Source organism: Methylobacterium sp. J-118 (genome assembly GCF_057836565.1).
Map to the genome: position 1 here is coordinate 1 of NZ_JBYQFA010000010.1, position 9,979 is coordinate 9,979.

General features: G+C 65.1%; 16 protein-coding genes. 9 read left to right on the plus strand and 7 right to left on the minus strand.

Going from position 1 to position 9,979, the window contains the following annotated elements; genetic code table 11:
* Positions 1-115: 115 nt before the first annotated feature.
* Positions 116-832: a Crp/Fnr family transcriptional regulator gene (locus tag AC3IF3_RS30815; protein ID WP_489231615.1), complete on the minus strand. Its 717-nt coding sequence runs from the start codon at positions 830-832 to the stop codon at positions 116-118.
* Between the two features lie 198 nt (positions 833-1,030).
* On the opposite strand from AC3IF3_RS30815, the gene AC3IF3_RS30820 reads away from it, so the two are divergent.
* From AC3IF3_RS30820 to AC3IF3_RS30830, 3 genes are all read left to right on the plus strand, one after another.
* Positions 1,031-1,795 carry a Crp/Fnr family transcriptional regulator gene (locus AC3IF3_RS30820; RefSeq protein ID WP_489231833.1) on the plus strand — a complete coding sequence of 255 codons (765 nt, stop codon included), beginning with the start codon at positions 1,031-1,033 and terminating at the stop codon, positions 1,793-1,795.
* 3 nt (positions 1,796-1,798) lie between these two features.
* On the plus strand, positions 1,799-2,065 hold the full coding sequence (locus tag AC3IF3_RS30825) for a hypothetical protein (RefSeq protein WP_489220645.1): 267 nt from the start codon (positions 1,799-1,801) through the stop codon (positions 2,063-2,065).
* A 181-nt stretch (positions 2,066-2,246) separates the two neighbouring features.
* Entirely contained in the window at positions 2,247-2,807 is a 561-nt protein-coding gene (locus tag AC3IF3_RS30830; RefSeq protein WP_489220646.1) for a chemotaxis protein CheB, read from the plus strand.
* Positions 2,808-2,932: 125 nt separating this feature from the next.
* On the opposite strand, the gene AC3IF3_RS30835 is transcribed toward AC3IF3_RS30830, so the two are convergent.
* The 3 genes from AC3IF3_RS30835 to AC3IF3_RS30845 all read right to left on the minus strand — a co-directional run bounded on the left by AC3IF3_RS30835 (position 2,933) and on the right by AC3IF3_RS30845 (position 4,126).
* Positions 2,933-3,325, minus strand: a complete 393-nt coding sequence (locus AC3IF3_RS30835) for a hypothetical protein (protein ID WP_489220647.1) — start codon at positions 3,323-3,325, stop codon at positions 2,933-2,935.
* Positions 3,326-3,599: 274 nt separating this feature from the next.
* Entirely contained in the window at positions 3,600-3,890 is a 291-nt protein-coding gene (locus AC3IF3_RS30840; RefSeq protein WP_489231834.1) for an amino acid transporter protein, read from the minus strand.
* Positions 3,887-4,126, minus strand: a complete 240-nt coding sequence (locus tag AC3IF3_RS30845; protein ID WP_489231835.1) for a helix-turn-helix domain-containing protein — start codon at positions 4,124-4,126, stop codon at positions 3,887-3,889. The genes AC3IF3_RS30840 and AC3IF3_RS30845 overlap by 4 nt, the downstream gene beginning before the upstream one ends.
* A 119-nt stretch (positions 4,127-4,245) precedes the next feature.
* Here AC3IF3_RS30845 and AC3IF3_RS30850 point away from each other — a divergent pair, with 119 nt between their 5' ends.
* The 5 genes from AC3IF3_RS30850 (at position 4,246) to AC3IF3_RS30870 (ending at position 6,961) form a co-directional block, all read left to right on the plus strand.
* Positions 4,246-4,542: a hypothetical protein gene (locus AC3IF3_RS30850; protein ID WP_489231836.1), complete on the plus strand. Its 297-nt coding sequence runs from the start codon at positions 4,246-4,248 to the stop codon at positions 4,540-4,542.
* A gap of 10 nt (positions 4,543-4,552) precedes the next feature.
* Positions 4,553-5,017, plus strand: coding sequence for a hypothetical protein (locus tag AC3IF3_RS30855; RefSeq protein ID WP_489231838.1), 465 nt, complete (start codon positions 4,553-4,555; stop codon positions 5,015-5,017).
* Between the two features lie 75 nt (positions 5,018-5,092).
* Positions 5,093-5,374, plus strand: a complete 282-nt coding sequence (locus AC3IF3_RS30860; RefSeq protein ID WP_489231839.1) for a hypothetical protein — start codon at positions 5,093-5,095, stop codon at positions 5,372-5,374.
* Between the two features lie 57 nt (positions 5,375-5,431).
* On the plus strand, positions 5,432-6,457 hold the full coding sequence (locus AC3IF3_RS30865) for a hypothetical protein (protein WP_489231840.1): 1,026 nt from the start codon (positions 5,432-5,434) through the stop codon (positions 6,455-6,457).
* An 87-nt stretch (positions 6,458-6,544) separates the two neighbouring features.
* Positions 6,545-6,961, plus strand: a complete 417-nt coding sequence (locus AC3IF3_RS30870) for a hypothetical protein (RefSeq protein WP_489231841.1) — start codon at positions 6,545-6,547, stop codon at positions 6,959-6,961.
* Positions 6,962-6,995: 34 nt separating this feature from the next.
* On the opposite strand, the gene AC3IF3_RS30875 is transcribed toward AC3IF3_RS30870, so the two are convergent.
* Both AC3IF3_RS30875 and AC3IF3_RS30880 read right to left on the minus strand, forming a co-directional pair.
* The gene (locus tag AC3IF3_RS30875; RefSeq protein WP_489231842.1) at positions 6,996-8,345 is read right to left on the minus strand and encodes a methyl-accepting chemotaxis protein; all 1,350 of its coding nucleotides are present in this window, start codon (positions 8,343-8,345) and stop codon (positions 6,996-6,998) included.
* Positions 8,346-8,564: 219 nt separating this feature from the next.
* Complete coding sequence (locus AC3IF3_RS30880; protein ID WP_489231844.1) at positions 8,565-8,777, minus strand: hypothetical protein; 213 nt, start codon at positions 8,775-8,777, stop codon at positions 8,565-8,567.
* Positions 8,778-8,902: 125 nt separating this feature from the next.
* Here AC3IF3_RS30880 and AC3IF3_RS30885 point away from each other — a divergent pair, with 125 nt between their 5' ends.
* Positions 8,903-9,463: a PAS domain-containing protein gene (locus tag AC3IF3_RS30885; protein ID WP_489231845.1), complete on the plus strand. Its 561-nt coding sequence runs from the start codon at positions 8,903-8,905 to the stop codon at positions 9,461-9,463.
* A 97-nt stretch (positions 9,464-9,560) separates the two neighbouring features.
* Here AC3IF3_RS30885 and AC3IF3_RS30890 read toward each other — a convergent pair whose 3' ends face one another.
* Positions 9,561-9,800 (minus strand): DUF6894 family protein, encoded by a 240-nt coding sequence (locus AC3IF3_RS30890; RefSeq protein WP_489231847.1) that lies wholly within the window; start codon positions 9,798-9,800, stop codon positions 9,561-9,563.
* Positions 9,801-9,979 lie beyond the last annotated feature (179 nt).

A 9,979-nucleotide genomic window follows, 5' to 3' on the forward strand; every position in this document is an offset into this window, starting at 1 on the left:
GCCACCAGCCGCGGACGCGGTCGGAAGGTGCGCGAGGCCGGGCGAGCCGTGATGATAGGGCCGCCCGGCTTAGACGTCTTCCTCATCGTAGCTTGGGGTGGGGCTGAGAAGGTTCTCAGTGGCCGCCCGGTGCCGGACCCGTAAACAGGCGCTCGTATTCGGCCTCGGGAGTGCCGTAGGAGGGGCCGGCTAGAGCGAGCAGCGCCGCGCGATCGCGAACGATCAGGGTACCGCGCTGTCGACCGATCACGCCGGAACGCTCCAGGACCGAGATCGCGCCCGTCAGGCCCGGACGATTGACCCCGAGCATCAGCGACAGAAACCGGTGCGTCGTCGGAAGTTCGTCACCCTCGGTCCGATCGTGACACATGAGCAGCCAGCGGGCGAGACGCGGCTCCAGGGTGTAGCGGCCGTTGGCCAAGGCCGTGGCCGTGGCCTGCACGCCGAGGACGTGCGCATACTTCAACAGCTGATTGTGCAGGCGCCGACTGTGCCGAAGCGCATCAGTGAGGGCACTTACCGGCATGACCTGCGCTAGCCCGATAGCCTGAACCCGAGCCTCGTCCGGCGTCCGCTCGGCATCGAGTAGGATCGGCACGCCAACCATGCCTTCGCATCCGACCAGTCCGACCTCGACCTGCTGGCCGTCCGCCGCGACACTAACGAGCGAGACGATGCCTCGTTCGACGAAGGCAACCCGCGTGATCGGGGTGTCGGCTTTGATCAGCACATCGCCCAACGACAGGATCGCAAGTTGGAGGTGCGGCCGCAGGAGATCGAAATCGTCCGGATCCAGGGATCTGAGCAGGCGATTGAGGCAGCTGTGCTGCATCGGTTGCGACCTAGTCCCGTTCACTTGGAGCGGGAGGTCCAAGAGCCCTCGGTCACGAGCACCTGAACGTGCCTGCGTACGACGCCTGCCTGTCTTTGAGCCTAATTTCTTAGGAGCACAAGATATCGGTCAAATGATGGAGATCTTGTCGGATATCTGACATATTGGCAGGCATCGAGGCGCAGCGATGTAAGCCCCATGCAGCAGGCGCTGACGCGGAAGCTCGAGAGCTTCGAACCCCTCTCCGACCCAGCTCGCTCGGCCTTGAACAACCTGATACTCAAGGTCCGGCAGGTCGGCGCGCGCCAGGATCTGATCCGGGAAGGCGATAAGCCCGACAACGTCCTGCTGATCCTCGACGGCTTTGCCTGCCGGTACAAGGTCCTTCCGGACGGCCAGCGCCAGATCATGGCCCTGTTGTTGCCCGGCGATTTCTGCGACCTGAACGTGTTCATCCTCGACGAGATGGATCACACCATCGGCACCATCTCGCAGTGCCAGGTCGTGGACATCCCCCGTCGGGCCATCGATGAGATCACGGCGCATCACACGAGCATCGCGCGCGCCTTCTGGTGGTGCTCCCTGGTCGACGGTGCCGTCCTGCGCGCGTGGTTGGTCAACATGGGCGCGCGGGCTCCGGACCAGCGCATCGCTCACCTCCTCTGCGAACTTTTGATGCGCCTGGAGGCGGTGGGGCGTGTCACCGACAACAGCTACGCGTTCCCACTGACGCAGACCGAGATCGCCGAGACGATGGGCCTGTCTGACGTGCACGTGAACCGGACGCTGCGCGAGCTGCGCGCGCTCGGCCTGATCCACCTCAAGCGCCGCGTGCTGACCATCCTCGACGTCGAGCGAATGAAGGCTTTCTGCAGCTTCACACCGAACTACCTGCACTTGCGTAGCACGCGCTGGGGTGATCGTCGCGACCTGAGTTGGCCCGGTATGGCCCAGGAGGGCTAGCCGATGTCCGAGCGGGGCAACGTCGAGACGCTGATTGTGCTGCAGCCGATCGCGGTCGACACGGGCAGCCTTGACCACGACGGCATGCTGGTGATCGCCAACGGCCTGCTCGTAGCCGTGCTGGTGCGCCTCGCCGAACCCGAGCATGCCAATGTCGGAAGCTGGTTCATGGAGGCGGGGTTCGGCCGGCTGCAAGGGCTGAGGGTCCCTGCCTTTCCGGCCCTGGAAGAGGCGAGCCGCTGGGTACGACGGCATCTGAAGCCGGCCTGAGCTGCATGTCCACAGCGAACGCTGCCTCCACGCCCTGTCCGATCACAGGCTGACGAGCCGAACCGTGATGATATGAACCGCCCAGTAAGCGCAATACAGGGTCGAGCCATTTGCTCGTCGCCTCAGACGTTTAGCTGCAATCGAACGAACCATCGCCAGGCCCGGTGATTGTTGCATTGAGATGAGCCCAATCATAGTCATCGCTATATCTGCTGGTGGCCTCGGTCCGCTCGTGCGGATCGTTGAGGCGCTGCCCAGCACATGTCGCGCCTCCGTGTTCGTCGTGCAGCACATTGGGACACATCGAAGCTGCCTACCCGACATCCTCGGTCGGTGCGCCGGTTTCCCGGCAGCCTTTGCGCAGCACGGTGAGATTATTGAGCATGGCCGGATCTACGTTGCGCCGCCCGACCACCACATGCAGTTGCGTTTCGGTGCGATCCGTCTGGATCAGGGGATCAAGGTGCACTTCGCGCGTCCGGCCGCCGATCCCCTGTTCATCTCAGCGGCCGAAACCTACGGCGAGCGCGTCGTCGGGGTCGTGCTCAGTGGGGCGAACAGTGACGGCGCCGAGGGGATGCGAGTGATCACGGCGCATGGTGGCCTCGGCTTGGTCCAGGACCTGGAAGAAGCCGAATTCCCCGAGATGCCTTCAGCGGCGGTGAGACGCGATCACCCTGAGGCGCCTCTTACGAGCGAGCGACTCGCTGAGCGCGTTGCTGCTCTCTGTTTGGGTCGCTGAGTTCGAGAAACCAGCGGCTGATGACGGTACGACCCCCGTCAGCCCGCAGGCTGCCAGCGCCGTCACCAGCACCGTGAAGCCGACGAGCGAGACGGTGCCGCCGATCCCGCCATGAGCCCCACGCGTCATCGGCCTGCGGCCTTCTTCGCATACTCCCAGACCGGAATGCCCCAGACCTGACCTTGCTTGGTCCGGTAGCCTGATCCGTCTGCGAATACGACCCTGGTTGGCTCCACTGCCAAAGCCTTGCTCCCGGAGACCATCATCACCCCGCAGTAGTCGATCCGCAGCCTTCCATGCTCTGGATGAAGCGCGAACAGCTCGGCCGCCGTCCAACCGAGCGCATGGGCCTCAGCCCCGAGCCGGTCGCAGAAATCGATGGCAGCCTCGCGGATCGGCACCCAGCGGGTAGGCGTTAGATACCGGCATGGTGAGGCGTGCGGGGATAGATCCTCAAGGGCGCTGCGCCACACGGCAGCGGCGTTCGGGAGCATGGTGGGTGCGAAGTCGGAAGCCATACGGCCGAGCTACGGCAGGCGGACGCAGGAGGCCATGCGGCCAGAAGCGGAGTTGCCCGGGATCGCCTGATCGCGCCTACGCCGCTCGGCGCGCCCAGAGGGCGTCGCACCAGCTGAACGCCACCGCCATCAGGGGGGCGAGACGATGAAGGCCACAATCTGAACGTCTGTCATGGCCGGGACGATGCGCCGGCCCGATTTAGCCATAGGGCCCACGCACCGATCACCAGCGCACCGGCAGGTACGACAAGGAGCGAAAGTATCGGCAGATAGCTCATGAACGGAGCGTCCTCAGAGCACGACGGGCAGCAGAATGTAGGACTGCGCTGCCGCCGAAGCAAACCAGCGAGATCAGGATCGAAGCGCCGGAATAGTTGATCTGAAAATGCGCCACTCCGGTGGAGATGCCTGGATCAAAATCCCGGATGGAGTTGCCGATCGCAATCAGCGGAGCGAGGCCACCGACTGCGAAGAGAGCAACTGCGATGCCGTTGAGATAGGTGGCTGTCAGCTTAGCCCGCTCGTTCGCGATGAGCTTGTATGTAGCCCAAGCATCGTCGCTCACGGCTGGCGCATCCGCACGCCGGCCCCGCCGCCGTTCTGCGGGATGAACTCGACGCCGGCCGCTTCGAGGGCTTGCTGAACCTTCGCGAGATTGTCCGCCATCGCCTTGGGCACGCCGTCTACCTCTTCCATGCGCTTGATGGTGGCAGCGGACACGCCGGCAGCGTCGGCCAGTTCGCGGACAGAGAGCCGGAGATACCCACGGGCCATCCTCATTTGCGCGCCGGTAAGCATCATGGACGCTGTGAGCCTTTTTTGGTCTCCCGAGCACCAAATCGGTTGACACGGGATCGTTCGTGATCCATTTTAGCTCATGAGCGCACCGTATGGAAGCGCGAACGAGCCGGATGCCATCCATGTCCCACCGCACCGTCTCCTGGACCCAGATCGACCGCGCCGGCCGCGACAGCCGCCCCAAAATCCCCGCCGGCCTGCTGTCTGCCACCGCCCGCATCGACATGACGGTGCGCACCACCCGCCGCCCGCTCTACGCCGCCGGCAAGTTCGACCGCGCCGCCATCATGTCGGCCGCCGCCAAGGCCGCTCACGCCCATCAGGAGCGCTTCGGCGGCACCTGGGCCGAGGCGATGTCCGTCTGCCTCACCGCCGCGTGGCGGTCCGCCAAGCTCGCCCGTCACATGTCCGCGCACTGAGGTTGAGCCGATGACGACCCGCATCAACCGCCGCGCCCTTGCTGCCGGCCTCCTTGCCACCGCCGTCAGTGTAGCTTCCGACAGTGAGGCCGCACCTGCCCTCACTGGCAACATTACCAGTGACCTCCGCGGCGACGACACCGCCCGCCTGCCCGATCACGCCGCGCTCTGGGCTCGCATGCCGCTCCCGTTCTCGCTGACCGAGGCGTGGCGCCTGCTCTCGCCCGCCACGCAGGCCGAGATCGGCGCGGCCGTTATCGGCATGGTGCTGGCCGAGTATGTGTCCGGCGACATGCACGGCGACCACGATCGCTTCTACGACGATGCCCTGCGCGACGACGCCATGGAGGTGGGCAGCGACCTGCTCACCCGCATCGAGCAGCGGCTGTGGGTGCTGTTCCCCGACCTCTACGGCCCCGAGGGCGATCACCCCGCCTGGGCCCTGAATTCAGGCCTGGCGCCGCCCGTCGCCTGACCTGACGCGCCCCACCGCGGGGCGCCCCCCTTCACCACCGAGCCGACCCCACGAGCCCATCACGGAGCCCGAACGATGTCCTATGCCCGCATCCCGAATTTCAGCCAGCCCGTCCCGGTCCGCAGCACCAGCGCCCGCACGGGCCGCCGCCAGACCCCGGTGGATCGCCGCTACCGCAACCTGCCGGACGAACAGCAGCCCGGCACGATCGAGCCGTGGGAAGCCGTGACGCCTGTCCGGCCGGACACGTCGCACAGCCGCAGCCTCCGCTTCCTCGACGCCACGGGCGAGCTGCTGGCTGCCTTCGCGATCATCGGCGGCGGCATGGTCCTGACCGGCCTCGCCTCCCTCCTCTGAACCGACCCGCACCCCGAGCGGGCCGGTCGCCCGCGTCCCTCACCCGAGGATCCCGCGATGTCCCTCCGTGCCTCCCTCAAGAACTTGATCCGCCGTGATCCCGCTGTCAGCCTCCGCGAGCGCGCGGCCGACCTGCGCGGCTCCCTCACCGGCCAGACCCGCCGGACCGTTGTCGCTGCCCCGTCGTCGCCTGCACCCGGCCCGGCTGTCAGCCCCGAGGAGGCCGCTTTCCTCGACCTGATGCCTCAGGCGCTCCCGCTCTTGCGCCAACACATTCCAGCCGAGGCCGCGTGGCGGGCCATCGCCGACGCGGCAGAGGAAGCCGCAGGGCCGCCCCCCGGCGACGGCTTCACTCACGAACAGCACACGGCATGGCGGAAGCGGGTTGCAGTGGCGCGGGACGCTCAAGGCTACGCTGCGGCCCGGGATATCTGTGGCCCCATAGAGACCGCGCTGGACGACCTTGTTGACGGGTACAGCGAGGTTCCGATGCAGACCCTCCCCGCGATCCTTTTCAAGGCCGCGCTGGACGCGCTGCACGAAGGCTGGATTGAGAGTGCCGCCGACGACCTTAGGCGCCTTGCCGCTGAGCGGTTCGACCTCCCCTCCGGTTGCGACGCTGAGCTAAAAGTCGAGCTCGGCCAGCACACCGGAAGCCCCCAGGCCGCCCCCGAACCGCGCGTGTCTCCCGCGGAGCCCAGCGACGATACCGAGCTGCTGCGGCTCGGGCACCAGTTCGAGGCGGCCCGTGCCCGCGAGGCCGCAGCCATCGCTGCCTGGAATGCCGTGCTACCCGCCGAGGATCTACGGTTGGAAGCCGATGCGGCCGACGCGGGCGACGCTGCCGCTACCCTAGCGCACCAGCTGGCGAGCCAACCAGCCCTCACGGCAGAAGGCTTCCGGGTCAAGCTTCAGGTTCTCTCGCACTACAGGCGCAACGCGCTGCTGAGCGAAATTTGCGACCTTCCCGACCCGGATCAATCCCTGTCGCACTCGCTCTGGCGCGACATGCAGCGTGGTCCGCCCGTGGTCGACGACGGCCGCACCGTCGACATCGCCGAGGCCGAGCGCCGGGACCGCTGACAGCGGCTCCCCACTCCTCTGTCGCCGTGCGTACCGCCCCGGCCGGATCCCGCCGGGCCCTCCCTTCGTCGTGACCCGAGACACATCATGGGCGATGTCCTGACCTTCACCCCGCGTCCGAAACCGGCCGCTCCGGAGATCCCGGAGCCGCTGTCCGCACCCGCACTCCGCGCCAGCCTAGAGGAGGCGGCACAGATCGCCCTCGACACGGCGGACCGGATCATCGCCGTGCTCGACCGCATGGACGGGGATCCCGACCTGGAGGACGGGACCGACGACGAGCCGTCCCTAGCGGCCCCGGAGAACACCGCTGGCAGTCAGGTCACATGGCTGCGCGGGAACGATCAGGACCGGGAGGTCGATGCGCCCGAGACGGTGTTGCCAGAGGTGGCGGCCGAGGACCCCGACACCGTGATCGAGGTGCCCCCGCTGCGCTGGGGCGGCCGCGGGAACGTGCTGGCTGCCGTCGGCGCTACCCTCCTGGACCTCGCCAAGGTGCACTGATGCCGATCAGTGTCTACTCAACCCTCACTCGCCATCATGCCGCTTTGCTTCGAGCTGCGAGCATCGTCATCGCCTGCTCAAGCTTGGCAGCCTGGTTAGCGAGGTCGCGCGCGATGCCCTGCATTTCGCTGGCGGCGCTACCTGCTGTCCGAGCTGCATCGCTGACTCCGGTGATGCTGCCGGCAACCTCTTGCGTTCCGGAGGCCGCCCGGCTGACGTTGCCCGCGATCTCATGCGTAGCGGCACGCTGCTGATCGACTGCAGCTGCCATCGTGGCGGCGACCTGATCCATCTCCGCGATCATGGCGGCGATGCGTTCGATCGCTGCGACCGCCGAACTGGTCGCGCCCTGCATCGCTGCCACCTGAGCCGAGATCTCTGAGGTGGCCTTCGCGGTTTGGCCGGCCAGATCCTTGACCTCAGCGGCTACCACTGCGAAGCCGCGACCCGCCTCTCCCGCCCGCGCCGCCTCGATGGTGGCGTTCAGCGCTAGTAGGTTGGTCTGCGAGGCGATCGACGAGATCAGCGAGACGACGTCACTGATCTTGACGGCCGAGCCTGACAGGCTCTGGACTGTCGTGTCGGTCTGGTGAGCGGCCAGATTGGCGGCCTGGGCGATCTCAGCGGCCCGCGTGACCTGCTGCGAGACCTCGCTCAAGGAGGCTGATAGCTCCTCCGCCGCGGCCGCCACCCCATCCACGTTCTGCGAGGCCTCGTGAGAGGCACCCATGACGGTCTGAGCCAATCTGGCGGTATCAGTTGTTGCCTTCACCGTCGTCACAGCACGGCTGCTGACCGTATCTGCACCCTGCGCCACGCTCGTGACTATAGCCTGAACCTGTTGCTGGAAGCCTTCAAGCTGAGTCGCGATTTCGCTCCGGCGTTCATCCTCAACGCGCGCGTATGTCTCCAGCAAAAGCTCAAGATCGAACCATGCCAATCGGCTGATTACGCCGGCGAGAGCGCTCTGCTCGCGTAGCTGCTTCATCCTGCCGGGCGATCCGAACCTATCATCAATCGGGTTCGAGAGACCGAGTTCGGCAATAAGCGCGCGTGACACGACCGAGTGGCAGATGACGATGGCGTACGCTGGCACTTTGTGACGGTGGAATGCCGTGGCCAAGCGTTCCACGGATGTGTCGAACTCCGATCCAATTTCGCCCGTGGCCACGAGCGTCCAGTGGGCGAGGCGTGCCGCATAGACCTCCGGGGCCTGCAGGGCCGGATCAATTTCTGGCCACTTCGCGAACGTGTCTTGCAGTTTGCTGAGCAGCGCAGGCATTATCTGCCTAACGACGCTTGCATGCGTGCGCAACATCGTCATGTCGTCCGCTGTGACGCCAAAGACACCAAGGCTCTTCTTGTGCTTAGTGTTCGTCGGCATGGCGGTCTCACGGAGAAGCAGCAAATTCTCCGAACGGTACGCGTCGCTCGCGAAGCCCCGGTTAACGGCGGCGCGGGATCTGGGCGACGTGATCAGATCGGCTAGAAGCGAACGTCGTCGGGGCGGCCGGCGTGCTGCTCGTTGGGCTGCTGAAGCACGGGTGATCCTGACGGTTCGGCATCGACGCCGATCGACTCCCAAGCCTTACCCAGCGCTGCTTTAGCGGCGCTCCTCGTCCAGGATCTTGCGTAGGGCATCGAGAGCCGCATCGCGGTCAGCGTCTGTTTTGAGGCTGTGCCACAGCCGCAGGCACTCATTGTCGGCCCAGAGCTTTTTTGGCATCGTCCCGACGAACATGTCCCGGACGGGTATGCCGAGCATGCTGGCTATCTCGTGTAGGCGCGCGAATGATGCCTCGTGCTCATCCACCATGGCCCAACTCCGCCGATTTCGCCGAACCATACACGTGCGCCGGCTCTCACAATTCTATTTGCAATTGATCGGCGCATTGCGGTCACATAAGGGCTAGAAATGCCGTCATATGATGGCTTTTGAGTATGGGGGCATTCTTGATTTTTGTCACAGATGCTACCGGACAAACTATACATACGAGTTCTAATTGGCCCGAACTAACTGGCCAACCCGTTAAGGAATCACTAGGAAAAGGCTGGCTGCAGTGCGTTCATCCCGAAGATAGGGAGATCGTCGAGAAGACACTTCACGAGGCGCTGTCAAGTATGTCTGAGTTCAGCATCAGATATAGATTGATAAAACCCTCAGGAGGTTATCGCTGGGTTGGAGTGGGTGGTGTCCCCTCAATAGGACCACCTGATTACACCTTTATCGGCTATCTCGGCTCACTCACGGAGATTGCCGGAGGCGCGACGGTCGAACATCAGGCTTATGGAAACACCGAGCGGTTCGTCCCGCCCCCTCCGCACCCTGAGACAATGCCGAGTTGCACCCTCGACCTAGTTGCCGACCACCTGATCCTGGCTCACTCCTTGATCGAGGGGGATGGAGGAAAGGAAGCGTTGCCCGACCTGCGCCGGGCTCTGTTCAAGATTGGGCAAGCGCTCGCGGCACGGACGAAACAGCGAGTCCGCACCTTGAATTGAGGCTGGTTGACGCTGCACGAACTTATAGCCGCCCTGCTGCCGGGCGTCCCCGAACCCGAGCATGTCAGGGAGGTGCGGGTGATCCTGCGGCGCGGCGCTATCGGCTCAACCACGTCCCCGTGTAGGTCAGAGCCGCTAGATAGACGGCCTGTCCACTCTCATCTGTCACCAGCACCGTGATGGCTTGGCGCTCGCCGTCCTTGGGCACTTCAGCGACCGCAATCGCTGGGAGCGCCTGCTTGGCTTGCAGAACAGCGGCCTGAAGATCGGCACACTCGAGGCCTTCCTCATCGCGATCAGCGCGGCCGTCGTTGATGTCGAAGAAGTACCGAGGCATGGGCTCTCTGCACAGACAGGCGGGAGCACATAGGTCTCGCAAGCGCGGAATGCCGGAGGTTGGGGCCGCGACAGAGCCATCGTAGGGCGAGATTTCGGATCAGCACCAACATAGATGGTTCGTTGACGCCCTGGGCTTCTCGAATGACTGCATGCTGCCCCTGAGGTGGCGGCGGCCGA

Excerpts from the sequence above, each read along its gene's own strand:
- AC3IF3_RS30830 (WP_489220646.1), top strand. The coding sequence starts at position 2,247 with ATGAGCCCAATCATAGTCATCGCTATATCTGCTGGTGGCCTCGGTCCG.
- AC3IF3_RS30815 (WP_489231615.1), bottom strand. The coding sequence starts at position 832 with ATGCAGCACAGCTGCCTCAATCGCCTGCTCAGATCCCTGGATCCGGAC.
- AC3IF3_RS30860 (WP_489231839.1), top strand. The coding sequence starts at position 5,093 with ATGTCCTATGCCCGCATCCCGAATTTCAGCCAGCCCGTCCCGGTCCGC.
- AC3IF3_RS30875 (WP_489231842.1), bottom strand. The coding sequence starts at position 8,345 with ATGCCGACGAACACTAAGCACAAGAAGAGCCTTGGTGTCTTTGGCGTC.
- AC3IF3_RS30835 (WP_489220647.1), bottom strand. The coding sequence starts at position 3,325 with ATGGCTTCCGACTTCGCACCCACCATGCTCCCGAACGCCGCTGCCGTG.
- AC3IF3_RS30825 (WP_489220645.1), top strand. The coding sequence starts at position 1,799 with ATGTCCGAGCGGGGCAACGTCGAGACGCTGATTGTGCTGCAGCCGATC.
- AC3IF3_RS30850 (WP_489231836.1), top strand. The coding sequence starts at position 4,246 with ATGTCCCACCGCACCGTCTCCTGGACCCAGATCGACCGCGCCGGCCGC.
- AC3IF3_RS30890 (WP_489231847.1), bottom strand. The coding sequence starts at position 9,800 with ATGCCTCGGTACTTCTTCGACATCAACGACGGCCGCGCTGATCGCGAT.
- AC3IF3_RS30865 (WP_489231840.1), top strand. The coding sequence starts at position 5,432 with ATGTCCCTCCGTGCCTCCCTCAAGAACTTGATCCGCCGTGATCCCGCT.
- AC3IF3_RS30870 (WP_489231841.1), top strand. The coding sequence starts at position 6,545 with ATGGGCGATGTCCTGACCTTCACCCCGCGTCCGAAACCGGCCGCTCCG.
- AC3IF3_RS30880 (WP_489231844.1), bottom strand. The coding sequence starts at position 8,777 with ATGGTGGATGAGCACGAGGCATCATTCGCGCGCCTACACGAGATAGCC.
- AC3IF3_RS30855 (WP_489231838.1), top strand. The coding sequence starts at position 4,553 with ATGACGACCCGCATCAACCGCCGCGCCCTTGCTGCCGGCCTCCTTGCC.
- AC3IF3_RS30845 (WP_489231835.1), bottom strand. The coding sequence starts at position 4,126 with ATGATGCTTACCGGCGCGCAAATGAGGATGGCCCGTGGGTATCTCCGG.
- AC3IF3_RS30885 (WP_489231845.1), top strand. The coding sequence starts at position 8,903 with ATGGGGGCATTCTTGATTTTTGTCACAGATGCTACCGGACAAACTATA.
- AC3IF3_RS30820 (WP_489231833.1), top strand. The coding sequence starts at position 1,031 with ATGCAGCAGGCGCTGACGCGGAAGCTCGAGAGCTTCGAACCCCTCTCC.